At 57.3% G+C, this 22,497-nt stretch carries 21 protein-coding genes; 13 read left to right on the top strand and 8 right to left on the bottom strand.

Annotation, left to right across the window (positions count from 1 at the left end; all coding sequences use genetic code 11):
* The first annotated feature begins 5 nt into the window (after positions 1-5).
* The 4 genes from ETAA8_RS33445 to ETAA8_RS33430 all read left to right on the top strand — a co-directional run bounded on the left by ETAA8_RS33445 (position 6) and on the right by ETAA8_RS33430 (position 5,481).
* Positions 6-2,279 (top strand): acetylxylan esterase, encoded by a 2,274-nt coding sequence (locus ETAA8_RS33445; protein WP_202921430.1) that lies wholly within the window; start codon positions 6-8, stop codon positions 2,277-2,279.
* 24 nt (positions 2,280-2,303) lie between these two features.
* A complete protein-coding gene (locus ETAA8_RS33440) occupies positions 2,304-3,488 on the top strand; it encodes a hypothetical protein (RefSeq protein WP_145099567.1) in 1,185 nt (394 codons plus the stop codon).
* Positions 3,489-3,603: 115 nt separating this feature from the next.
* Positions 3,604-4,581: a DUF1559 domain-containing protein gene (locus ETAA8_RS33435; RefSeq protein WP_145099564.1), complete on the top strand. Its 978-nt coding sequence runs from the start codon at positions 3,604-3,606 to the stop codon at positions 4,579-4,581.
* Between the two features lie 48 nt (positions 4,582-4,629).
* Entirely contained in the window at positions 4,630-5,481 is an 852-nt protein-coding gene (locus ETAA8_RS33430) for an alpha/beta fold hydrolase (RefSeq protein WP_145099561.1), read from the top strand.
* Positions 5,482-5,632: 151 nt separating this feature from the next.
* Here the strand turns inward: ETAA8_RS33430 and ETAA8_RS33425 are convergent, their stop codons facing one another.
* Complete coding sequence (locus tag ETAA8_RS33425; protein WP_202921429.1) at positions 5,633-6,574, bottom strand: sulfite exporter TauE/SafE family protein; 942 nt, start codon at positions 6,572-6,574, stop codon at positions 5,633-5,635.
* Between the two features lie 154 nt (positions 6,575-6,728).
* On the opposite strand from ETAA8_RS33425, the gene ETAA8_RS33420 reads away from it, so the two are divergent.
* Entirely contained in the window at positions 6,729-7,547 is an 819-nt protein-coding gene (locus ETAA8_RS33420; protein WP_145099558.1) for a sugar phosphate isomerase/epimerase family protein, read from the top strand.
* Here the strand turns inward: ETAA8_RS33420 and ETAA8_RS33415 are convergent.
* Positions 7,539-8,552 carry a DUF3592 domain-containing protein gene (locus ETAA8_RS33415; RefSeq protein ID WP_145099555.1) on the bottom strand — a complete coding sequence of 338 codons (1,014 nt, stop codon included), beginning with the start codon at positions 8,550-8,552 and terminating at the stop codon, positions 7,539-7,541. The two genes, ETAA8_RS33420 and ETAA8_RS33415, sit on opposite strands and share 9 nt — an antisense overlap.
* A gap of 258 nt (positions 8,553-8,810) precedes the next feature.
* Here ETAA8_RS33415 and ETAA8_RS33410 point away from each other — a divergent pair, with 258 nt between their 5' ends.
* Both ETAA8_RS33410 and ETAA8_RS33405 read left to right on the top strand, forming a co-directional pair.
* Positions 8,811-10,172 carry a DUF1501 domain-containing protein gene (locus ETAA8_RS33410; RefSeq protein WP_145099552.1) on the top strand — a complete coding sequence of 454 codons (1,362 nt, stop codon included), beginning with the start codon at positions 8,811-8,813 and terminating at the stop codon, positions 10,170-10,172.
* A 156-nt stretch (positions 10,173-10,328) separates the two neighbouring features.
* Positions 10,329-11,171 carry a leucine-rich repeat domain-containing protein gene (locus tag ETAA8_RS33405; protein ID WP_145099549.1) on the top strand — a complete coding sequence of 281 codons (843 nt, stop codon included), beginning with the start codon at positions 10,329-10,331 and terminating at the stop codon, positions 11,169-11,171.
* A gap of 45 nt (positions 11,172-11,216) precedes the next feature.
* Here ETAA8_RS33405 and ETAA8_RS33400 read toward each other — a convergent pair whose 3' ends face one another.
* Positions 11,217-11,651, bottom strand: a complete 435-nt coding sequence (locus ETAA8_RS33400) for a GNAT family N-acetyltransferase (RefSeq protein WP_145099546.1) — start codon at positions 11,649-11,651, stop codon at positions 11,217-11,219.
* 132 nt (positions 11,652-11,783) lie between these two features.
* Here ETAA8_RS33400 and ETAA8_RS33395 point away from each other — a divergent pair, with 132 nt between their 5' ends.
* The 3 genes from ETAA8_RS33395 to ETAA8_RS33385 are packed head-to-tail and all read left to right on the top strand — an operon-like array spanning position 11,784 to position 15,147.
* On the top strand, positions 11,784-12,956 hold the full coding sequence (locus tag ETAA8_RS33395) for a glycosyltransferase (RefSeq protein WP_145099543.1): 1,173 nt from the start codon (positions 11,784-11,786) through the stop codon (positions 12,954-12,956).
* A gap of 29 nt (positions 12,957-12,985) precedes the next feature.
* The gene (locus ETAA8_RS33390; RefSeq protein WP_145099540.1) at positions 12,986-13,702 is read left to right on the top strand and encodes a hypothetical protein; all 717 of its coding nucleotides are present in this window, start codon (positions 12,986-12,988) and stop codon (positions 13,700-13,702) included.
* A 47-nt stretch (positions 13,703-13,749) separates the two neighbouring features.
* On the top strand, positions 13,750-15,147 hold the full coding sequence (locus ETAA8_RS33385; protein WP_145099537.1) for a ComEC/Rec2 family competence protein: 1,398 nt from the start codon (positions 13,750-13,752) through the stop codon (positions 15,145-15,147).
* A gap of 65 nt (positions 15,148-15,212) precedes the next feature.
* On the opposite strand, the gene ETAA8_RS33380 is transcribed toward ETAA8_RS33385, so the two are convergent.
* Positions 15,213-15,713 carry a hypothetical protein gene (locus ETAA8_RS33380; protein WP_145099534.1) on the bottom strand — a complete coding sequence of 167 codons (501 nt, stop codon included), beginning with the start codon at positions 15,711-15,713 and terminating at the stop codon, positions 15,213-15,215.
* Positions 15,714-15,834: 121 nt separating this feature from the next.
* On the bottom strand, positions 15,835-16,791 hold the full coding sequence (locus ETAA8_RS33375) for an IS1/IS1595 family N-terminal zinc-binding domain-containing protein (RefSeq protein ID WP_145099531.1): 957 nt from the start codon (positions 16,789-16,791) through the stop codon (positions 15,835-15,837).
* Between the two features lie 213 nt (positions 16,792-17,004).
* Between ETAA8_RS33375 and ETAA8_RS33370 the strand changes: the two genes are divergently transcribed.
* Complete coding sequence (locus ETAA8_RS33370; RefSeq protein WP_145099528.1) at positions 17,005-17,208, top strand: ribbon-helix-helix domain-containing protein; 204 nt, start codon at positions 17,005-17,007, stop codon at positions 17,206-17,208.
* Between the two features lie 490 nt (positions 17,209-17,698).
* Here ETAA8_RS33370 and ETAA8_RS33365 read toward each other — a convergent pair whose 3' ends face one another.
* Complete coding sequence (locus ETAA8_RS33365; protein WP_145099525.1) at positions 17,699-18,121, bottom strand: hypothetical protein; 423 nt, start codon at positions 18,119-18,121, stop codon at positions 17,699-17,701.
* Between the two features lie 170 nt (positions 18,122-18,291).
* Positions 18,292-18,876 (bottom strand): helix-turn-helix domain-containing protein, encoded by a 585-nt coding sequence (locus ETAA8_RS33360; protein WP_145099522.1) that lies wholly within the window; start codon positions 18,874-18,876, stop codon positions 18,292-18,294.
* A gap of 100 nt (positions 18,877-18,976) precedes the next feature.
* On the opposite strand from ETAA8_RS33360, the gene ETAA8_RS33355 reads away from it, so the two are divergent.
* Positions 18,977-19,969 (top strand): ComEC/Rec2 family competence protein, encoded by a 993-nt coding sequence (locus ETAA8_RS33355; RefSeq protein WP_145099519.1) that lies wholly within the window; start codon positions 18,977-18,979, stop codon positions 19,967-19,969.
* Between the two features lie 171 nt (positions 19,970-20,140).
* On the opposite strand, the gene ETAA8_RS33350 is transcribed toward ETAA8_RS33355, so the two are convergent.
* On the bottom strand, positions 20,141-20,821 hold the full coding sequence (locus tag ETAA8_RS33350; RefSeq protein ID WP_145099516.1) for a hypothetical protein: 681 nt from the start codon (positions 20,819-20,821) through the stop codon (positions 20,141-20,143).
* A 584-nt stretch (positions 20,822-21,405) separates the two neighbouring features.
* Between ETAA8_RS33350 and ETAA8_RS33345 the strand changes: the two genes are divergently transcribed.
* Positions 21,406-22,362: an IS1 family transposase gene (locus ETAA8_RS33345; protein ID WP_202921428.1), complete on the top strand. Its 957-nt coding sequence runs from the start codon at positions 21,406-21,408 to the stop codon at positions 22,360-22,362.
* The last annotated feature ends 135 nt before the right edge of the window (positions 22,363-22,497 follow it).

Below are 22,497 nucleotides of genomic sequence, written 5' to 3'. Positions count from 1 at the left end.
TCGTCATGCTTGCCTCTACCTTCCGCTTGCTCCTCTTCACTGCTTTGCTCGCGATCTCCGTGACCTCGTTTGCCGATGAAGCGAATCGGCAGTCGCTGACGGAGACTTTGAGCAAGTTCACCGCTCCCGATATGCCGGACGAAGTGAAGCAAAAGTTACGGGACTACGTTCCCAACGATTTGCGTCAGCGGCGTGAGGCAGCCAATGCAAAAAGCTCGGCAGATTGGCACGCCATCAAGTCTCGTGAGGAGTGGGAAGCCTTCCGCAGAGAAAAGCTCAAGCTACTGCGGAAATCGCTCGGTCGCTCGTTTGCCAAAGACGATTGGCAACCACCCAGCAAGTACGCGCCGCTGGAGAAGGCGGGAGAGATCAAGGGGGACGGGTATCGAATCGAGAAGCTGCTGTATACCAGCGCCTACGGCCAATGGATCACGGCGAACCTATACGCACCCGAACCACCGCGCGAGAAGATGCCCGGCTTCATCGTCAGCCACGCTCACCATACGCCGAAGGAAAACGGCGAGTTACAAGACATGGGCGTCCTCTGGGCGCGAGCCGGTTGCTATGTGCTCGTGCCCGATCATCTGGGGCATGGGGAACGCAAGCAGCATCCGTTTCGATCAGCTGCCGACTATGCGAAGCCGTTTCAGGTAAGTCGCCAGGACTATTACCATCGCTACGATTTGAATTTACAGCTCAACATTATTGGCGAAAGTCTCATGGGCTGCCTGGCGCTCGACTTGATGAGTGGCGTCAGCTTGCTGCGGGATTTGCCGGGCATTGATCGCGAGAAGATCATCTTGCTTGGCGCAGTTGCCGGCGGTGGCGATCCTGCCGCAGTGGCAGCAGCGCTCGATGAGCGAATTAGCTGCGCGGCTCCGTTTAACTTCGGTGGACCGCAACCCGAGTCGAAGTATCCGCTTCCCGAGGATGCTGAAACGTCGTTCAACTACGGTGGTAGTGGCGGCTGGGAATCGACCCGCAATCTGGCCAGCTCTTTGAAGGATGGCACTTTGCCATGGGTCATTGTCGGCAGCATCGCACCGCGACGTCTAATCTATGGCCACGAGTTTGCCTGGGATCGCGAGCGCGATCCTGTCTGGCGGCGCTTCGAGAAAATCTATGGCTGGTACGACAAGCCCGACCAACTTTCTTTTGCCACGGGCTACGGCACCATCACGGCGAAGGATCCGCCGGGTAGTCATTGCACGCACATTGGCAAGACGCATCGCAAACAGATTCACGAAGCCTTGGCGAAGTGGTTCGAGATTAAATTACCCAACGGCGAAGAGTCGACCGATCGCCATGACTCGGCGGAACTTCGCTGCTGCACGGACGAGCTGCATGCGAAGCTTCAGCCGGTTCCGTTGCTAGTTCCCTTGCAGGCCCAATGGAAAAAGATGGCGCTCAGCGCGCCGAGTGAATTCGAAGATTCACCAAATCCAACAGTTGATTGGCAGAGTGGAGAAATGCTGATCAACGGTTTGAAGGGTCGCCAAATCGTGCTGCGCGCCCAGCCAAACCGCTTGATTCCTCTGTTGGTGCTCGAGCCTCCATCAGCTCCGGCCAAGAACAAACCTGGAGTACTCGTCATCAACCGCGGCCTGAAGCAGGACTTCATCCGCCAGCGAGCTGCGCTCATTGCACAGCTTCTCGATGCTGGCGTCAGCGTCGCCTTGCCCGACCTTTACAACTCCGGGCTAACCGGTTCTGGCACCGACACTGGTCGCCGAAGCGGAAACACCAGTCGCTCCTCGACCCTGGCCATGTTTGGCAATCATTTGCGGGACGAACAACTTCAGGATGCGCTGTCGACTTTTGGCGACCTTTCCACGCGGCAAGGTTGGGATCCGGACCGCGTTGCCGTCTGGAGCGATAGCCTGATCCCGCCTAATCCAGACGATACCAACTTTCAGGTTCCCCGCGACGACGACGGCCGCTTGCCCCCCGGCCCCGATCCTTTGCCGCACATGGTCGCTCAAGCGATGGTCGAAATGGATTTACCGGCGATCTATACGCGGGGGAATATCGACTCGCTGGAAACCGCCCTCCGCAATCAGTTAGTACTGCTACCGCATGACGCAGTTCCACTGCCGCTCATGGTGCGGACGGATGTTGCTACAGAGTCGCCGCAACTGCGCCTCCGGCAAGATCAACTCGTCGACTGCTGGAATCGCGCAGTCCCCACTTCGGTGCGGCCAGGTGAAGACAACGATCCGAGAACTGCTGCGGCCTGGCTGATTGAAAAACTGCGCGCGAAGAAATCACCTTCACGCTAAACCGACTGAATGGAAGAGGCGACTATGTTTCGCAAGCTTGCTTTCTCGCTAGTGGTCAGTTGTCTGGCTGTAAACCTCACGTCGACATTTGCGCAGGCACCCGCGAATCCTGCGACGAAGCCCGCTGCAGCAGAGGCCATCGATTTTGCCCGGGCGCGAGAGTTGTTGCGCAAGCGCGCGGCGGGCGAATCACTTTCAGCTGCCGACGAAGCATTTCTCCAGCGGGCCACGGACGCCTATCAGGCCTGGCAAGCTCTCGAGCGTCTCAGCGGCGGTGATGCCGCGGCACCGCGTCGTGCCTCAGTTTCTCCGGCAATGTCGGGTAAAGAATCGGTCGGTCTGAAACCGCTCTCGGAAATGAAGGCCGAAGATCGCTACCAGGGAGAAGATGGCGGCCTGTATGGCGCGGGATCGAATACGCCCCCTGCCAAGCATCTGCAATTGGCAACTGCGGAGTCGAAGCAGATTCAGCCGCTCGGTGCCGACGGCAAGCCGGCCAGCGATGGCCTGATTGGGCTTATTTCGATCAGCATGTCGAATGCCACGCAAGAGTTCTCGATGTTCAAGCAGATCGCCGACCGCGACCCGGAAAAGTCATCATTGGTGAAGATTGTTGACTGCGCTCAAGGTGGCCAGGCAATGGCCGAGTGGGCCAGCCCCGCTGCTCGGCCTTGGACCACCGCCAGCAATCTGCTGTCCGCCGCCAAGGTCAGCCCGCAGCAAGTGCAGGTCGCTTGGATCAAGTTGGCCAATAAAGGTCCACGGGGCAATTTGCCCGAACATGGCAAGACGTTGCAGCAAGATACGTTGGCAGTCATACAGAATGCCAAGGCCAAGTTTCCCAACCTGCGAGTCGCGTATCTCTCGAGCCGCATTTACGCCGGCTATGCGACCACCCCTCTCAATCCAGAGCCCTATGCCTACGAATCGGCATTCGTTGTGCGCTGGTTGATTCAGGACCAGATTAAGGGTAGCGACACTCTGACTGCCGGCAACGACGCAACCGCCAAAGCGCCAGTTCTGCTCTGGGGGCCCTATCTTTGGGCTGACGGCACAACGCCCAGAGCAACCGACAAACTCGTTTACCTGCGCGAGGATTTGGCCAACGATGGCACGCACCCTTCGGAGCAAGGCCGCCGTAAAGTCGCGCAGCAACTGCTCGACTTCTTTAAGACCGACGAACTGGCCCGCGTCTGGTTTCGCAAGTAAACCAGTTCGTTGGAAACCGCCGAAAATACCCTTGGAAAGACGGTGATTGTCCAGCTAAAGTAACGGAGCATAGCAGTGCTACCTGCTTCGTTCCTCTCCGCTCCAAGTTCCTCGCATGTTATCCACCAGGCGATTGCAGATTGCCCGCGCCTTCACACTTGTGGAATTGCTGGTCGTCATCGCCATCATTGGTGTGTTGATCGCATTGCTCTTGCCCGCGGTGCAGGCCGCTCGCGAAGCGGCTCGACGAACTCAGTGCAGCAACAACCTCAAGCAGATCGCGTTGGGACTAATCAACTACGAATCGACGAACCGCACTTTCCCCTGGGGCAACTCTTATTTGCCTTCGACGGCCGTTGCCGCTCCCCATAGCTGGTCAACCTGCATCTTGCCTCAGATCGAGCAGCAGGCCCATTTTGACAAGTTCGACTTCAAGCTGCCGATGGACGATGCTGCGAACAAGATCGCCGTCACCAGAACCGTCCCTACTTATCGTTGCCCCAGCGATGGCGCCGGTCACGCTGGTCCGTTGCCCGCGCGCTGCTCGTGTTGCAATTTAGGAAATTCTTCGGTCGCCGCGGGCTTGTGGTATGCCGGTTCGATGGGACCCGTCGATTGCGATGGCTGTCCGTTTTGCCCGAACCCCACCGCCGGTGACGGCAACCCCTGTTGCCAGGGCGTGAAGTACGGCGAAAAAGGTTCTGCGCCTGGCATGTTTCATCGGTGGCCAACGGGTGTGCGCGCGGCAGAAGTGACCGATGGACTTTCCAATACAATTTTGATCGGCGAAAGCCTGCCTACTCATTCGGGGCACTTGGCGGCGTTTACTTCCAACCTGTCGCTGTGCAGCGTCAACATACCCTTGAACTTTATGGCCAGTCCCGCGCAACGTCCGACAGCGGGGATGAGCGATAGTGCCATGCACACCGCAAACCCCGCCAATCGCTTCAATGGCTTTAAGAGTTTGCATCCGCAGGTGGTGCAGTTCGCCTTTGGAGATGGCAGCGTGCGCGGCGTCAAACCCAACGTCGATCTGGTTGTCTATTGGGGACTTGGTTCGCGGGCAGGTGGCGAGAGCGTTCATCTCGACTAAACGCCATGCGTTGCAACCGATGAAAACAATCTTTGCCAGCCGCCCCTCATGACGACCGCCGCGCCCTGGCAATTTGGCCGCCTGAATCGGCGTGGCGATACGGCTGACACCGTTCCCAGGTGCCTCGTGGTGTTTGTGCCGGGGCTCTTCAGCGGTTGGCCCCGTCTGGAGCAATACCAAGACCTTCTCACGCTGATCGATGACACGCTTTCTCCTCGCTTTGCTGCGCGCGACTTACTTCCAGTCTGGTATCTGGCCACATTCTGGTCGCCGCGCGATCCAGATGCCATCGTCCGCGAGATCATCGGCCAGATCGACGAACTGACTCGGCAAAGTGAATACGACTCACTCCAACTGGTCAGTCATAGCTTCGGCGGGCTCCTGGCACTACGACTATTGCAACTCGCGCGGGAGAAGCCTTGGTTCGCGAAACTCGAACGAGCCCTGCTGCTGGCCAGCGACGACCGCGGTCTGTTGCCAGCCACGCGACTGCAACGTTTAGCCACCTCCGCGGGGCGGCAAATGGGAGACTGGTCGTTTCTCGATCGGTGCTCGCTCGGTTGGCTGCGCATTGGTCGGCTGGCATTGGCAGGGTTGAAGCCGTCGCCGTGGCTCGTTGAGTTGCAACAGTCCTCGCCCACCATGCCGAACCCCTCACAACCGCGACCCGCCATCTTCCAAATCCTGGGCGAACTCGACCGCGTGGTGAATGCCACCGACGCCCCCTTGCTGGCCGCCCCCAGCGGTCACCTACAAATCGTCCCCGGTGCGCGCCATCGCTATTTCATGCTCCGCAGCCGCTGGTTCGAACACCCCGATCCGACCGTTCGAACCGCGCTCGCTGCAGTTCGCCAGGCCGTTCGCACGGCCCTCCTGCAAGCGGTACCGCGCGCGACGTAACATTGTGAATGCCAGTTCTGATTCCAGCCAAAGTGTCCATATTTGGATGGAATTGTTGGACAGTACCTGCCATATCTCTCGGGAATGGCGCGCATTAGTGTCCAACTATCGAACCATTGTTGGACACCCCCCGTTGTGACTGCCGCGCGACTTACGTCGTGGCCCGATCATGGAGCAACAGCCAAGGTTTTTCGAGGCAAGCCGACGCCCTCACTGGAGCGTCGCTGCGAGCTTCCTGCTTGGCGGGCACTTCGGCTGGTTCTTTTGCCTTCTGCCACTGGCCGTAGAAGAAATAGGCAGAGAGGACAAAGCCCATGGTGATGACGAACCAGCGAATGTAGATGGGCTTCAGGCGGCGGCCATAACTGGCAGCGAAATAGCCACCGAGAATCGCCGCGACCATCATGATTAGCGCGATGGGCCAGTTCACTTTGCCCTCCGAGACGAAGATCACGACCGACGTGCCGTTAATGCAGCCCGCAAGCACGGTCTTGATGGCGTTCATCTCGTGCATGTTCTTCAGCCCCATCATGCCCAGTCCGGTGAGCATAAGGATGCCAATGCCAGCGCCGAAATAGCCGCCATAAATGGCAATCAGCAGTTGGAAAAAGACAATCGCCGCCAGCTGCAGGAACGACTCCGGTTTCGGCTGCGGTTCGATTTCGTCGGGAGCAAGGTTAACCTTCTTTTTCGCCAGCAGTGGTTGCAGGGCAAAGAGTATGGAGGCCAGCAGGATGAGCCAGGGAACGAGCGTTTTGAAGTAGTGATCGGGCAAACGCGTGACGAGCAACGTGCCGATCACGCCGCCGATAAGACTCGGCAGAATGAGCAGTTTGAGCCAACGGGCCTCCTTGGCCAGTTCGTTGCGATAGGCCCAGGCACTACTGAACGAAGCTGGAGCCAGAGCCACCGTGCTAGTGCCATTCGCCATCACGGCATTCGCCGGCCCGAGCGCAGCGAACAGGGCAGGAAACGTCAGCAGCGTGCCACCACCGGCCAGCGCGTTCACTCCCCCGGCAAGGGCAGCAGTCACACAAAGCCAGGCGTAGTCCAGCAGCGCTGGTTCGGGCAGGAGTGGAGTAGCGTCTGGCAACGGAGGGCTTTCAGCGAGTGGCTTGAATCGTGAAGTAGTAAGTATATCGATTCTCGGTCATGTTGGCGGGTGTCGTGATAGCGACAGTTAAAAGTTGCCACTATCATCAGCCGTCGCGAACGTTCTTTCCAATGTCTAAAACGGCGAACAAACCATGAAGCTGGGCTTGATCAATTCGGCGTGGGTGCAGGCGAATCAGCCTACGGAGTATGGCCTGCGGAAGACGAAGGAACTGGGCTTCGACAGCGTCGATATTTTCGTCGACCCGCTCGATATCGATATTCGCGAGCGGCTCCTCATCAAGCGCGAGTGTGACCGCCTGCAGTTGCCGATCGTGTCGATAGCCTGTGTGGCTGTGGGACTGATCGACTTCAACCCCAGCGTGCGGCGGTTTCACATCGACCGCGTGCAGGAGTATCTCGACCTCGCTTACGAGTACGAAGCCCGCAACGTGCTGCTGGTGCTGGGAGAATACATTTGGAATCAGGAAGTGATTCCGCCCGCCGAGCAATGGAAGTTTGCCGTCGAGACTTGCCAGCAGTTGGGGGATTATGCGGCCGATCTCGATTTGCAAATCGCGCTCGAACTGGAGCCGTTTCACTTGTCCCTGCTGAACAACGTCGAGAACATGGTCCGCTTTCTTGACGACTGCGGGCATCCGGCGGTGCAGGCGAACATCGATATTTCACACCTGGTCTTGGCCAATGTCGCGCCGGAAGAACTGCGGCGACTCAAAGGGCGGGCGATTCACGTCCACATCAGCGATTGCGACGGCAAAAAGCACGGCGACCTCCCTCCCGGCCGCGGTGTGGTGCCATTCGAGCCCTACCTGCGTGAAATTAAAGACCTGAACATCGACGGGGCCATTAGCATTGAACTCGAATATTCCCCGGAGCCGGAGAAGATCACGGAATGGGTGACGGAGGCGTATCAAGCTACCGACCGCCTCATGCGGGGAGCGGGCTTACGTTAGTGTGTCGCCAATTCTCAATTGGCCATTAAGCCAGCGGACAAAGCGTTCGGCATCTTCCTGGCTTGTTTGTTCCGGCAAAGTTAACGTGCGGACGTCGTTGGTTGCCGGATCGCAAAACGGCAGTTCCACGGTAAACCATCCACTTTTTTCGCCATCGTTATCAGTCGTCAGGCTGCGAGAATAGCGTGCGGGTTGCAGGTCTTTGTCGACGAGCAGCGAGACTCTGCCATCCGTTTCGCGGATTTCGATCATGCCGCGCAACATATCATGGCGAATTTGCAAGTAGTGCTTTGACGCTTGCCACCAGGCAATCAGCGGTGCTGCCAGTGTGACAAGCCAGCCCAAAATGACCGCCGATTCAAGTGAGATGACTAAGTCCAGCAGGTTCACGCCGAAGATCATCAGAAAACCGACCCCACCCCAAGCTGCGAACGCGGACAAGATGGGACTGTGTTTGTAGATGCGAATAACCGTATTCAGGCCGTTACTTTGGACCGAAACTCCGGTTAACGGTTGACCGAGGCGCTGGGCGCGCCATCCGCCGATGGCGCTGCCGATGAATCCAAGTGAGATAGCGTTAAATGGGGTTAAGAACAGCAAACCATAGAAACCAGCAATTTCCAGGTCTTTCTCCAGCACCGCGTCTGCAGGGGCGTCAGGATAGTAGTAGACAGTGACGGTCTTCAGGATCGGATAATTGCTGATTACTTCGTAAGCACGATCCTTGCGAGTTACTGAGTAGTCGTAGCGAATCTGCCTCCCCTCGTATTCCTTGTCTGCGACCTGGAACCGAAAGCGGACTTCAGGACGATAGGAGGTCACTTCGCCATCGCTTTCGACCTTCACGTTGGAGTAGGTGACCGTACCCTGCGTAACAGAGTACCGCTCCCTATGCAGTTGTTGAACCGCGATTGAGATAAAAAGGCCATCGGCGAGGAATGTAATTCCGCACCAGTAAGTTGCGAACAGAATGGAGAAGATGCCGCCGCAACCAATTTTGGGCATTCAAGCCTCGGAAAACTACGCTGATCAGGACACAGGTATCGATCTTACACAGCATTTCTTAACGGAGTATTCGGAGAATGCCGGCAAGACTTGGGTTCATTCGCCGACTGAATGCCCGATGATTTGTCATTCTGTCAAAATGCGTCGCACTTGCAACGAAACAGGCCAAAGACGACGATAGATGAAGTAGACCCCCAAATTTCCCGCCTGTTCGTGTTCCCGCCGCCCGCACGCCCGCTGCTGCCTAGGATGTTTGCCATGCTGAATCTCGCCGGCCCTCGTCAGGCCAAACTTTGCAACGGCCAATCGCGGCGCAGCTTTCTGCAAATCGGCGCGCTCGGGCTCGGTGGTTTGTCGTTGGCGAATCTGCTGGAGCTTGAAGCTCAAGCGGGGCAGTCCCAAGCTGGTCAGACCAAGTCAGGTCATAAGTCGGTCATCATGATCTACTGCTGCGGTGGGCCGCCGCATCAAGACATGTACGACATCAAGATCGATGCCCCCGCCGAGGTTCGGGGCGAGTTCGATCCCATCAAGACCAATGTCCCCGGCATCGAAATCTGCGAGCTGATGCCGAACATGGCTCGCATCATGGACAAGTTGGTGCCGATTCGGACCATCGTTGGTGCCCGCGACGAGCACGCCGGCTATCAATGCTATACGGGTCACTTAAGCTCGAATCCAGCAGCTGGTGGCTGGCCGCATGTCGGTTCGTCCGTTTCGCGCCTGCAAGGACCAACGCAACCCGGCGTGCCGCCGTTCGTCAGCCTCTGTTATCAGACTCAACACAAACCGTATAACGAACCGCACGGCGGCTTCCTCGGTCTCGGTCACTCGGCGTTCCGCCCGATGGGTGAAGGTCGCGACGATCTGGTGCTGCAGGGAATCGACGCTTCGCGGCTCGACGACCGCCGCAATCTGCTGACCAATGTCGATAACTTCCGTCGCCAGTGGGACAACTCGCGTTCGATGGACGGGCTCGATGTCTTCACGCAGCGGGCGATGGGCATTCTCACGTCCTCGCAGCTGTTCGATGCCCTCGATATCACCAAGGAAGATGAGAAGACCCGCGCTCGCTACGGCTATTACGATCCGACCCGCGCCAAGGGTGATGGTGCCCCGCGCGTACCGCAGAATCTGCTGCTCGCTCGCCGCCTGGTCGAAGCCGGTGTGCGCGTGGTGACCATCAATTACAGCTTTTGGGATTGGCACGGCGGCAACTTCAAGAACGCCAAGGGGGAACTGCCAATCTTCGATCAAGCGGTATCGGCCCTCGTCGAAGACTTGCACGAACGGGGCCTGGCCGATAATTGCTCCGTCGTGGCCTGGGGCGAATTTGGTCGCACTCCCAAGATCAACAAAGATGTCGGTCGCGATCACTGGCCCCGCGTCAGCTGTGCCCTGCTCGCGGGCGGCGGCATGAAGACCGGCCAGGTAATCGGCGAGACCGACCGGCTCGGTGGCGAACCAGCTTCGCGCCCAGTGACCTTCGAAGAAGTGCATGCGACGCTCTATCGCAATCTGGGGATCAACCTCGCCACTGCCCCGCGCCTCTTCGACTTCCGCGGCCGGCCGCAATACCTCGTCGACCCCAGCGTCAAGCCGATCAAAGAATTGATCTAACCGTGGGACAGGCACACTAGCCTGTCATGCTTGCGGTGATTCACAGGCTGGCAGCCGATGCCACGGCAGGGTGGAAGAGAGGCTCGCCGCTAAGTATGCTGTGAGCTTCCGATTCGTCCTGCAAGTTGTCCCACCCGCCTCTCCAAGGTCGTTACCATGCCGCGATTCATTTCTGCGATCTGCGCCGTTTGCTGCCTGGCATTGCCCACTTTTTCGCTCGCTGCCGATCTATTTCCCGATAAGAACCTGGAAGCGGCCGTGCGCGAGCAGGTGTTCGAGAAGCGGAACAACACGATGCCGCTCGTCGAAGCTGACGTGCAGAACATCGCGCGGCTCGATGGAACCGGCAAGAAGATCGAGAATCTCGCCGGCCTTGAAAAGTGCCGCAGCCTAGCCGAAGTGCTGCTGGAGAATAACGCGATCGTCGACCTGACCCCGCTCAAGGAACTGAAGAATATTCAGTCACTGAATCTGGACAAGAACAAGATCGTCAGCATCGAACCCTTGGCCGATCTGACCGGCATTCAATTCCTGAAGATCGCCAACAACCAGATCGAAGACCTCGCCCCGCTGAAGAAGATCGGTGCCCTGCGGAACCTGTACGCCTCGAACAATAAGATCAAAGACATTTCGCCGCTGGTCGAGTGCAAGAAGATCTACTCGCTCTATCTCGATGGCAACCCAATCACCGATTTCAAGCCGCTGGCTGAACTGAAGGACCTCGAACGACTCGACCTGCGGAACACGAACATTTCGGACCTTTCGCCGCTGGCCGGGCTGACCGAGTGGAAGTTCCTGTTTCTCAACTACAACAAGGTGAGCGATCTTTCTGTCCTGGTCGGCATGGCCAAGAAGGACTTCGAAGGGCAGAAGCGGTTCGCTCCCTTCTGGAAGTTGTACCTGGGTGACAACCCACTGAGCGATGCCGCCAAAACGAAGCAACTCGATGAACTGAAAAGCTACGGCGTGCGGGTGAACACCGAATCGCTGAAGTGGTAGCCCGTTGCTCACCGTAGTTCAGTCACTCCGTGACTGAGGAGCCACTCATTTTTCCGCGTCCTTCCGCATCAGGAAGTACGCTCCGTGGTCGCCGGTTCCTTCGGCGGCAATCGTCCAACCTAGCGCGCGATAGAACGCGCAGGCATTCGCGTTCTGCTGCACGCATTTCAGCGTCGCGGGCCGGCCAATTCGGGTTAAGCATTCGACTAGCAGTGCCCGACCGATACCCTGCCGGGTGAAGGCTGGATCGATAAACAGGTTGTGGATGAAATTCTCCGGCGGCCACCACGAGACGAACCCGGCAATCGTCCCAGCCTGTTCGGCAACCAGAATCGGCTCCTCTTGGGTGGCCACGTCGAAGTCCTGTAGTAGCAGCGAATTCGGTTCGAGCCACACAAACGCTTCAGCCCGCGAGCGCAGATAGATCCAGCGGAGCGGTTCGAGGTCTGCCGGTCGAAAATCGCGAATTTCAAGGCTCATGGCTGACTCAGGATGCTGTTTTTGCTCGGCCCGCTGGCGACTGACATTGACCCAAAATCAATGGCGGGCTAACACATACTGGCCGCAGGTTTGCGCGCCTGCAATGTCTGGACGCACGCACAAGGAAGTGCCATGTCTTCGCCCGCTGTTACGGTTGTCGTCACCACCTATCAAATGCCCGAGCACTTGCGGCGGGTGCTAGCTGCTGTCGAAATGCAGACCGTGGCTAGTCAAATGGAAGTGGTCGTCTCCGATGACGGTTCGACCGATGAGACGCCGGAAGTCGTTGCCCGGTTCGCTGCGCGGGGATCGTTTCCCGTCAAATACACCACACTCCCTCACGATGGCTTTCAACTTTCGCGCACCCGAAATCAAGGCGTGCGATTGGCCACTGCTCCCCACATTGTTTTTCTTGACGGCGACTGCCTGGTCGAGCCCGATCACGTCGAGCAGCATCTCAAAAGCTGGCGGCAGAACTGCGTGACGAACACCTACTGTGTGCGGCTGGACGAACCCACCTCGCAGCAAGTGACCGTCGATGCAATTCGCAGCAAAGAGTATCTAAAGTGGGTGCCGAAAAGTGAGCTGCGCAAATTGACCATGATGCAATGGAAGGCCTGGTTTCATCGGGCCCTCGGCAACTCGCGCAAGCCGGCGCTACGGGGCGGTAATATGGGCATCGCGAAGGCTGACTACCTGCGCGTGAATGGCTACGACCAGCGCTTCAAAGCGTGGGGCAAAGAAGACGACGATCTGGGCATGCGACTCCGCGCGCTAGGCATGAAAGTCGATTACATTCTGCACCGCACGCGGACCTACCACCTGTGGCATCCGCCAGCTGACGGCAAGCAGCAAAAGTACAAAGAGGGTGAGAATTACAGATACTTCACGCGCAAGATTCGGCTGACGAAATGCCTCGCCGGTCTGAGTGACCGCAGTGCGAACCAAGTGACGGTGCGATTGAATGGCACCGCAGCAGACTTCGCCGACGCTCGCCGCTGGGTACAAGCAGCGGAGTTCGCCATCGTGCGCGATAGTAGCCAGCGCGTGGATCTGGAAATGGCTCTGGCGCGCGAGGGGCGATTCACCCGCCACTGCGATTGCCGGGTGCTGATTGCCGGCGATGCGGCGGGACAGGTGAACGCGGCGAATAAGGGGGCCGATGTGGTCCTCTCCGCTGATGGTTCACTCGGCCGCGAACATCAAGTACGCTTACCGCTGAATGAAATCGCCAGTTTTTATGCAGCCCTCGGCTTCGCCGACCCGCTGGCGCAGGTTGCCCGCCGGGAGAAGTGGGCTGCCTAGCCTTCACTTCATTCCTAGCGACACCTGCCATGATCGCCCTCACCAAAGACGAAGCTATTCGCGTGGCCCGCGAGCAGGATACCTTCGCCGCCCTCGCATATCTTTCGCGGCAGGCCGATCCCATTGCCGCCGCTAAGCTCTTCAGCGAGACGATGCTGCACTTGTATTGGCAGGAAAAAGATTTGCCCCTGGCACTCGCCTTTGGTCGCGCCGGAGCCCAGTTCGCCCTGACTGCCGCCGAGACGAATGAAGCAGTGGCGAGTGACCTCCGCAGTTCGGCCAAAGCACTGACCTACAATCTCGCCTCCTTCACCTGGCGCGGCTGGGATGAACCGGGGATCGAGATCGGTGCCGCCGATATGCTGATGGGACTTGATGCTGCGAAAGCGAACCTGCGATTGGCCTTGGAACTGAAAAAGGGAGATCTCCCGCTCAGTCGAGCGCACTGGATGCTCGGAGCCCAGCAACTGGCAGCGAAGCAGCTCGCTGCAGCCCGCGATTCATTTGCTGCTGCCGAAAGGTATGCAACCGTTGCGAACACTCCTGCTGAAGCGCTCCTCGCCCAGGGTTTTGCGATTGTGGTCAGGGTCGTGGCCGCTGATAAGGCCTCGGCAGATCGACAAACCGCGACCGATGAACTCGAACGGTGCAAGCAGCGACTGCGCCAACTTCCTGATGGCGACGCCTTCTGCGGACAATTCGATAGCGCGCTAAAAGTCTTTGCAGCTAGTGAATCCTCGGGTTAAAAATGGGGCACTAAGGATCTTCCTGCACCCGCTGTGACCCGCGGCAAATGACAAGCGAAGTTGCAGCCTTCACGAATGCCGACCCGCGCCGGGCAGTCTATCACCCGTGCCTCTTGCTCTTAGTTGCCTGCGGAACGGGCATGGTCAGCGATCGCTACTGGCCACTTGCGCCAACGGTCTGGTACCTCACTGCCTGTCTGGCGCTCGCCACTTGGTGTGCGCTGTGGTTTCGTAGGCGGCAGTTGATCGCGACTTATGTTTTGCTGCTGGCCGTCGCCGCAGCGGGTGGCGCGTGGCATCACGACTATTGGCGACTCGTACAGCACGACGAAGTGGGCCTGTGCGTGACCGAAGAGATTCGCCCGCTGGCCTGCGAAGGAGTAGCGATCACTTCGCCTCGCTGGTCACCGGCGCCGCCGCTGCATGCGATGCGATCTATTCCCAAAGGAGACGAAACGGAACTTCTCGTGTGGTTAACGAGCGTGCGGGAAGGAGCGACCTGGCGGCCTGCCAGTGGCTATGCCATGCTCGACGTCGACGGCCATCTGCTCGGTGTGCGGGCCGGCGATCGCGTCCGCATGCTGGTCCTTTCCAGCCAACCGATGGAACCGCTCAATCCGGGCGAGTTTGACTATGCAGCCTACGAGCGGAGCCGCCGAGTCTTTTGCCGCCTGCGCGGACTTTTTCCCGAAAGTGTGACCGTAGTCGAACGCGGCTCGATTTGGTCCTGGCGAATGTGGCTCTCGCGCCTGCGCGAATCGGGCAACGGCATCCTCCGCCAACACATCAGCTATCAACGTTCGACGCTGGCCGCCGCATTACTCCTGGGTGCGCGCGAACAACTCGACCCGGAACGTAACGAAGGCTTTCTCGTCACGGGGACGATCCACGTACTTTCTATTTCGGGTTTGCATGTAGGCATTCTCGCTTATGGTTTTTGGCTACTGTTTCGCACCGGCCTCTTTGGTCGTCAGTTCATGCTCTACGCGGCGATTGTGCTCGTTAGCCTCTACTGCTTGCTTACCGATTCGCAGCCGCCGATTGTTCGCTCTACCATCCTGGTGGTGACAGCTTGCCTGGCCGCCCTCCGCGGACGACAAGCACTGGGCTACAACGCGCTGGCCTTTGCGGGGCTCGTCGTTCTGGCGCTGAATCCGGCATCGCTTTTTCAAGCTGGGTCGCAATTGTCGTTTCTCTCTGTGGCCGCCATGATTCTGTTTTCGTCGTGGCTGTCGAAGCCCGTCATTGGCGATCCCCTCGATCAACTCATCGCCAGCTCGCGTCCTTGGCCGATTCGATTGACTCGTGCATTCACCGGCGAAGTCTGGCGCGTCTGGCTGACAGGTGTGATCGTTTGGACGGTGACCATGCCGCTGGTGTGGCTGCAATACAGCCGGTACTGTCCGAACACTGTGGATATGAAAACCGAACCCGCGCCGGCTTAGTCACTTGCGGCGAATCGCGGAATTCTTGGGGGGTGAAGTGAACAGTTTTCTTGTCGGTACTTTCCCTAAGTGGAGGCTGGTATCTCAACAAGGTTGCGGTTCTTGCAGAGATATTCGAAAACATCGCGCCTCAGTGAGCAGTTGATGTAGTCTTCGTGAGGATTCCCAATGGCGGCAATAATCCAGCCCTCCTTGATGTACTGCTGCAGCATTTCGAGATCCAATCCCGCACATGTATGCCTGCGGCCCGGCCTTACGAAGTGTTCAAAAAGCAATCGTTTCTCTACATACGACAGGTCAGCGAATCGCTCGCGAAACGCCTTTTTCTCGCACAACTTATTCCACTGCGCCTTAGTTATTTCCCAAACAAGGTGCATCGCCTGTGCGATCACAAGTATAGACGACACGAAGCCGACAGCAGCCGGAATCCATCGCTGCTGCTCGATGCCAAGTGGCTTTGCAAGGCTATCCCAAATTGCAATCGCAACAATCGAAGCGAGTAGGGTTGCGAGTGGCACGAATGGCACCTGTGGTAGCCAGTGAAGAATTGCGGTGACGATTTCCATGTTACTCTCTCGGTTGACAGTGCAGCCGAGGGGTGTACCATGAACGTAACGACACGTTGGGCCATCGGCTCAGCAAAGAAAGCCGCGAGTTTGCCCCTCGCGGCTTTTTCATTGTACTGATCTAAGCCGCTGCTTCCAGCAACTCCTTGACCGACCACACATGGTCGGTCAGCCCTGCAGCCATCGCTGGCGTTTGCTTTCCCTTGCCGCACGATTCGTGCTTGCGGCAGTAGTTGTAGAACGCGGTGAAGATACTCAGCATCGCGCTGTGGTGTTCGGCGCTCTTGCTGTGGGCATTCGTCAAGCGAGTCAGGCGACGATTGTGCATGCGCACCGAGAGGTTCAATCGTTCGCTGTAGCTCGTGCTGACGTGCGCTTCATCGGGGTTGCCGAAACGTGGCACAACTTCGGTCCCCACTATCTGAGCCGGGCTGTAGCGGGTTTCGTTCTGCGAGCCAGCGTAGTGCTTAATCAGCTGAGCGAAGTCTACCCGCGAACCCATCGCACTCGGCACGCCGTAGGTGTAGGCGCTGAAGCCATCGCTCGTAACTTGCGTGCGGCCAACGGTCGCATTGTTCAGGCGGCGAAGGAATTCATCGCCAGTAACTTGATCGCGTTTGCCAGTCTTGTGCGAGAGAATCATTTTCGATTGGGCATCAATCGCGAACCACGTCCACACGTCTCCCATTTCAGGACCGTAGTTTTTTTCCTTCGCGGTCTTCGCCTTGCATCCAGAGAATGCCCAGATTTCATCAAGCTCGATGTACTTGGCTTGCACGCCTTGAACGGTGTTCTCAAGGAACGTATCGCACTTCTGGCCGAGCGTTAGAACCAGGTCGCAGATCGTATCGCGATTCACGCTGGTGATACGTTCGCAAGCGCGAATGCTCATGCCTTCCAGCAGCAACTTGAGAACGATGATTGCTTTCGCCATTTCAAGACGCATGTTGCCGAGAGGCTTGCCACCTTCGTGGCGAACAACTGAAGCGCCGCAGCTGCAGCACTTGAAGCGTTGATTGCCGCGAGCATCTTTACCACGCTTGACTAGTTGTTCGTGCTTGCAGGTTATGGCGATCATCGAAGTGTTCCGTCTTTGGGACACTTCCGCTAGAATCTGAGTTACTAGGTCGCGATTCGGCGGAAACGTCGGGTTGTGATTCGGCCCAGCTTCGGATTGCAGTCCGTTGCTGGGCTTTTTTCTTGGGCTTGCAGGCCTCGTTGAATCTGATTATATTAAAATCAAGATGGCTGTCAACATGATTTCACTCTTATTTTTTTCAAGGATTCAGGGATGGGGAAAAAGAAAACCCACGGCGGAAAACGTGCTGGCGCTGGGCGCAAGGAAAAAGACCCCAGCGAGAAATCGGTGGCTGTAACGGTGACTGTGCCGAACGAGCTGGTAGTCCAACTGGACGAGTTGCGTGAGAAAGAGGGCTGGAACCGCTCTCAGGCATTCGCAGAGGCTATTCGCTGGTTGCTAGGCAAGAAGTCCTAGCGGAGAGAAGGGGAATCGAACCCAGCCGATAACGGCACCCTAGGGTCGTTTATAAGGCGACTGCGCGGCCAATGCGCGGGCTGCTCTCCAGGTGAGAGTGGGTGATTTCCATTGTGGTGGCTAACTTTTGGTGAAAATGGTTATCTAGGAACCCTAGACAAGACGAAAACATTCCCTAGGATTTCCAGTGTAAAGAAAAGTTCGGCTGCCGCGACAACGACAGCCGAACCAGGAATCGGCTAGTGCTTAATGCACTGGCCAAGACCAAAAAGCCGAGTGAGCCGTTTCCGGCCCAACCGAACTTTCCAGCCTTCCCACGATTCCAACATTCCGTTCAACAGAAACGTACACATTCAGGTTTTTCCTCACCTGATGGGTCATCACTCCACGCCAAACTTTCCAGGGCGTAACGTGGGCGTGACGACAGCTTGCGAGGGGAAACTGAAAAAACTCCTTGGCTTACCTCGCGTATCCAAGGAGTTTTTGTGCTTCATGCACTTTGCTCCGCTGGCTTCACGCGAAACGCCACTGAACGCCCAGGACCAGTCTTCTTCTCAAACTGGTCCGACGCTCGCTTGTAGATAACGTCGCGAACGGTGATTTGCGGCAAGTCTGCCTTGGCGGCGATCTCCTGCACCGACGCCCATTCATTGCCCCCATCCAAGATCAAGGCTTTGATCTGTTCGAGTAGCCCAGAGCGGCGACGTCGCTTTTGTTTTTGCGGTGTGGTTATCGTGCCTGGAATCCTGTCCTGATCCGCGGCGAACGCAGCTTCAGCTGGATTGAACAACCACGTCAACGCCTCAAGTGCATCGGGGTTGCGAAGAGTGTCGCGTAACTGCTTTAGCGTCTCTAACCGTGCCGCTACCTTTTCAATTTCGGCGTCTAGTTTTTCGAGAGCTTCGAACTGCATATTTGGCTCCCTGCCTGCTGAAGAATCCACAGTGCTCGCGCGAAGATGCAAGCACTATACCTAGTGTAGGGAGTTGTCCTAGAAAAGAAAAGCGGTTAAACGCCACAAGCCAAGAACGCCACAATCGCGTTCTCGCCCTAATGTACAGTCCGTACACTGGCTTTTCGTCTTTAGCCTTTCCCCCACTTCCCACTCACCTCCCTGAACCCCGCCTGCCGCAGCTTCGCCTTAACGTGCGTGCGGAAGTGGGCCGGAATCATCTGGGTCTGCCAACCAGTCTCTAGCACTGCCGCTACCACTTCCGCCGTGCGCATGGGCTTGTTAACAACTTCCGCAATCACTTCCCGCAGTGCCTTATCGTTCGGTGTTGGCTTCGCGTCGTCGCTGCGAATGTAGATAGCCGGCTGGTTGACGTTGTGCCGGCGCACGCGGCGAATCAATCCAAGCTCGCGTAGCTTCGTGATGTGCCGATGTACGCTCGCCTTCGGCCAGACTCGCCCAGGGTCTTGCGACTCCAGCGCACGCATCACGTCGGCAATGGTGAACTGCTCGTCGCGTGGGATGACGCTTTCCACGGCACTCGTGAGCGTGGCTTTATCGGGGATCGCGCGGCCTAGTAGTCGCTGCTCTAGGTCGGCAATCGTGGCTAGGGTCTCTTCGTACTCGCTGCGAATCTGCGCGATGGCATTGTCTCGGCGCTCGCGTGCGCGGTTGCGAAGTTGGACGAATTCGGAAGGGCTGGTTGGTTTTGGCATACTCCAACGCTAGCGCGTAGAATCAGGCTGGCAAGATTTCGCCGGCTATATCCACAGTCGTCGGACAGTACCATACAGCCTCATTTCGCCAATCGCTCTATTGCTCAGCATCGTCGTATGGATTCCCATCACGCTGGCGATGTACACCGGCTTCGCGGTGCTGATTGTGGGGCCACTCGTTCCTCCCCTGGGGCAACTTCTGGGCAGCGTGTGCGACGCGAATCTTTGGGCGATCGAGTACTGCATCGCCCAGGGGCAGCGACCGTGGGGAAACCATGTCTGGTCGCCACCGCCGCCTTGGTGGTGGGTAGCTGTTTTCTATACGGTTTTTCTGGCCTGGGCCTTCCTGCCGCAATGGAAATCGAGACGCTTCTGGGGAATGACCCTGTTGATTAGCTGGTTTGCCGCGGGCCTGTTTCTGTCGACGTCGCCGTTGCCAAACCTGGGGACGAACGAGCAGGCTGGACTTCGCTGCACGTTTGTCGCCGTGGGGCACGGCACGAGCGTTTTGGTCGAAACGAGCGACGGGCGCAATTTGCTCTACGACGCTGGCAAGCTGGGCTCGCCCGTGGGAGCCGCCCGGCCGATCTCGGCACTTCTTTGGTCGCGCGGGATCACGCGGCTCGATAGCATCGTCATCTCGCATGCCGACGCCGATCACTTTAACGCCGTTCCCGACTTGCTGCAGCGGTATCAAGTTGGCGAAATCCTCGTCTCGCCATTCATGTTCGAAAGGCTCGACCAGCCTGCGGTGCGCACCCTGAAAGACGTGATCGACAAATCTCAGGTTCCGGTGCGCACGATCACTTCGAGCGATCGTCTGCAGCTGGGTGACGACGTCGATGTAGAGATTTTGCATCCCACACCGCAAGGTGTGATCGGCAGCGACAACGCTCATAGCCTGGTGGTGCTGCTGCAATATGCGGGGCGAAAAGTGCTTCTCCCGGGCGACCTCGAATCTCCCGGTCTCGATCACGTCCTGGCAGAGCTGCCCATCGATTGCGATATCGTGATGACTCCCCATCATGGCTCGAAACGGAGCGACCCGCGTGGTACTGTCCGACTAGAACCACACACGGAATCTAACTCCTGAAGTTGCCGGGTTATGGGCTGACTTCAGATTTCCGAAGTGTGACTAACTGGACAGTGCCCCAACGTGGGGAACTGAAAGTGAATGACTTATCGAAAGCAGAAGTAGACGACAAGTTACCGGCGATCCATGAGAAAAGCGAGGCGTTCCCGCGCGAGCTGATCGGTGCTGTAATTATTCGGATTGGTTCTCTGGTTGATCGGGACTTGGTGGAGGGTGGGGGTCTGGTTGTTGATTATCAACTACGAGAGTCCACTGAAGTTCGTCGACTTGTGCTGGGATCAACGGAGTTGGGTGCTTGGGTGGAATACATAGGTCCATGCGCAAGTCGGCCCAATCTGGCTTAAACGCAACGATCGCGTCATGGGCCGCAAAGCGGACGATGCTGAGGTAACTGCATCGTGGCTGACCCTGATAGGTATATCGCCACATTTCAAATGCCCGCGACGACTCCGCAATTATCTCAGCGAGTGTTTTTGCGGTAGACGTTGCGTTAACAGCCCGTTGCATCTGTTTGTCAAAGGCATCCGATATTCGGCCCTGCCAGACCTGCGGAAGATGATCGAAAAGGATCGTAAGAAGATGCTTTTGGGGTACGGCGATTTTCTCTAAATACATAATTGATTTGAAGTACAGCTCGATTGCGAATGATTCACACACGAAAGACGGAATCAACGTGGGGGCGTGCTTTGTTGGCGGAAACTGAGTGACCAGCAGTCCGTTGTTGAGCGATCTTGTTACCCCATGCCCAGAACTCCAGGTTGCAACCATGTGCCTAGCCAAAACATCGACTGTAATGTCGAATCGCAGCGCCTGCACAAACACATCTTTGGGGTCGAATTCCGTGTTTGACATTAGGGTGCCTCTTGTTCGGGAATAGAACGAACCACAAAGCAAGATAGGAGTCTTGTTGTTAGTGGGCCAATCACGCGGTGTCGGAGAGTGGCCCGCGTCTTGGTGGCGCAATCGCTTTATAAACGATGTCAGGGTGCCGCTGCGCGCGGCTGGGTTCGATTCCCCTTCTCTCCGCTAGTCCCTCTTGGATTCGCGTTTGGCGGCTTTTGAAAGCCGGTCCCGCATCCACTCAGCCAAGGGAACCTCTGCGCGCTCAGCTGCCGCCTGATACTCGGCACGCTCAGCATCAGAGAGCCGGATTTGAAATACGCTGCCTAATCCACCTGGGGCTTTAGGTGGCCTGCCCATTTTCTTTTCCATGCGGGAATTGTAATGACAAAATTCCGAGAATCAATCCCGCTCCCCTCTTGCCAAAGCTACTTTTGTAATTACAATAGTCTGAAGTTGAGGACGAATGACTCAACGAAAAAGCCCCAGTCAAACTTGCCGGAATGACTGGGGCCGAATCACAACCCGACGTTTCCGCCAGACTGAGACCTAGTAACTCCATTCTAGCGGAAGCGTCCCACAAGGGAAACGCTTCGATGATCGCTTCTGCCTGCACCCACGAAAAACTCGCCAAGCACGGTAAGGATCGCAAGGGCAATCAACGCTGGAAGTGCTGCCGCTGCAATGTCACTGTCGTTCGCGAAATGGAACGCCCTCTCGGCAACATGCGATTGGAAATGGACAAGGCCGTCGCTGTCCTGAAGATGCTGCTGGAAGGTATGAGCATCCGCGCTTGTGAGCGAATCACTGGCGTTAACCGCGACACTATCTGCGACCTGGTTCTCCACGTTGGCCAGAACTGCGACCGCTTTCTGAAGGATGGCATTCGCGGCGTGAAAGCTAAGTACATCGAGCTGGACGAAATCTGGAGCTTTGTCGGTTGCAAAGCCAAGGCAGCAGTTGGCAAAGAGAACAGCGAAGAAATGGGCGACTCTTGGACTTGGCTCGCGATTGATGCCGACAGCAAACTGATTCTCTCGCACGCTGTCGGCAAGCGTGACGTGAATACCTGCGATGCTTTCCTCTCGCAACTCAACCGCGCTACCGTTGGCCGCACTCAAGTGACCAGCGATGGTTTCAGCACCTACACCCACGGCGTACCCATGCACATGGGTTCGCGGGTAGACTTCGCCCAGATCATCAAGAGCTACAGCAGCAGCCAATCGGAAACCCGCTACAGCCCAGCCACGATAAGCAACATCGAGAAGGTGCCACGCTTCGGCAATCCTGACGAGGCCCACATCAGCACTAGCTACAGCGAACGGCTCAACTTGTCGGTGCGTATGCACAATCGCCGGTTCACGCGGTTGACGAATGCCCACAGCAAAAGCGCCGAACACCACTCGGCAGCGGTCAGCCTATTTGTGGCGTTCTACAACTACTGCCGCAAGCACGAATCGTGCGGCAAGGGCAAGCAGACTCCCGCGATGGCTGCGGGGCTGACTGACCACGTGTGGTCGATCAAGGAATTATTGAAAGCGACGGTGAATTAGTTGACAGAAGGCATAGCCTATCGCAATAATAGTTGCCTGTGCTGAACCACCGAGGGCAGGAGTTTCGACTCCTGCCCTCACTCTTTTCTTGATATTTCTTCACAAAAACTATTCCGTTTGGGTCGAGTCTGCGGT

It is taken from the genome of Anatilimnocola aggregata (assembly GCF_007747655.1).
Classification (GTDB): domain Bacteria; phylum Planctomycetota; class Planctomycetia; order Pirellulales; family Pirellulaceae; genus Anatilimnocola; species Anatilimnocola aggregata.
The sequence above is the reverse complement of the archived record's forward strand: the minus strand, read 5'-3'. Positions and strand labels throughout refer to the sequence as shown.

Excerpts from the sequence above, each read along its gene's own strand:
- ETAA8_RS33445 (WP_202921430.1), top strand. The coding sequence starts at position 6 with ATGCTTGCCTCTACCTTCCGCTTGCTCCTCTTCACTGCTTTGCTCGCG.
- ETAA8_RS33440 (WP_145099567.1), top strand. The coding sequence starts at position 2,304 with ATGTTTCGCAAGCTTGCTTTCTCGCTAGTGGTCAGTTGTCTGGCTGTA.
- ETAA8_RS33435 (WP_145099564.1), top strand. The coding sequence starts at position 3,604 with ATGTTATCCACCAGGCGATTGCAGATTGCCCGCGCCTTCACACTTGTG.
- ETAA8_RS33430 (WP_145099561.1), top strand. The coding sequence starts at position 4,630 with ATGACGACCGCCGCGCCCTGGCAATTTGGCCGCCTGAATCGGCGTGGC.
- ETAA8_RS33420 (WP_145099558.1), top strand. The coding sequence starts at position 6,729 with ATGAAGCTGGGCTTGATCAATTCGGCGTGGGTGCAGGCGAATCAGCCT.
- ETAA8_RS33415 (WP_145099555.1), bottom strand. The coding sequence starts at position 8,552 with ATGCCCAAAATTGGTTGCGGCGGCATCTTCTCCATTCTGTTCGCAACT.
- ETAA8_RS33410 (WP_145099552.1), top strand. The coding sequence starts at position 8,811 with ATGCTGAATCTCGCCGGCCCTCGTCAGGCCAAACTTTGCAACGGCCAA.
- ETAA8_RS33405 (WP_145099549.1), top strand. The coding sequence starts at position 10,329 with ATGCCGCGATTCATTTCTGCGATCTGCGCCGTTTGCTGCCTGGCATTG.
- ETAA8_RS33400 (WP_145099546.1), bottom strand. The coding sequence starts at position 11,651 with ATGAGCCTTGAAATTCGCGATTTTCGACCGGCAGACCTCGAACCGCTC.
- ETAA8_RS33395 (WP_145099543.1), top strand. The coding sequence starts at position 11,784 with ATGTCTTCGCCCGCTGTTACGGTTGTCGTCACCACCTATCAAATGCCC.
- ETAA8_RS33390 (WP_145099540.1), top strand. The coding sequence starts at position 12,986 with ATGATCGCCCTCACCAAAGACGAAGCTATTCGCGTGGCCCGCGAGCAG.
- ETAA8_RS33385 (WP_145099537.1), top strand. The coding sequence starts at position 13,750 with ATGACAAGCGAAGTTGCAGCCTTCACGAATGCCGACCCGCGCCGGGCA.
- ETAA8_RS33380 (WP_145099534.1), bottom strand. The coding sequence starts at position 15,713 with ATGGAAATCGTCACCGCAATTCTTCACTGGCTACCACAGGTGCCATTC.
- ETAA8_RS33375 (WP_145099531.1), bottom strand. The coding sequence starts at position 16,791 with ATGATCGCCATAACCTGCAAGCACGAACAACTAGTCAAGCGTGGTAAA.
- ETAA8_RS33370 (WP_145099528.1), top strand. The coding sequence starts at position 17,005 with ATGGGGAAAAAGAAAACCCACGGCGGAAAACGTGCTGGCGCTGGGCGC.
- ETAA8_RS33365 (WP_145099525.1), bottom strand. The coding sequence starts at position 18,121 with ATGCAGTTCGAAGCTCTCGAAAAACTAGACGCCGAAATTGAAAAGGTA.
- ETAA8_RS33360 (WP_145099522.1), bottom strand. The coding sequence starts at position 18,876 with ATGCCAAAACCAACCAGCCCTTCCGAATTCGTCCAACTTCGCAACCGC.
- ETAA8_RS33350 (WP_145099516.1), bottom strand. The coding sequence starts at position 20,821 with ATGTCAAACACGGAATTCGACCCCAAAGATGTGTTTGTGCAGGCGCTG.
- ETAA8_RS33345 (WP_202921428.1), top strand. The coding sequence starts at position 21,406 with ATGATCGCTTCTGCCTGCACCCACGAAAAACTCGCCAAGCACGGTAAG.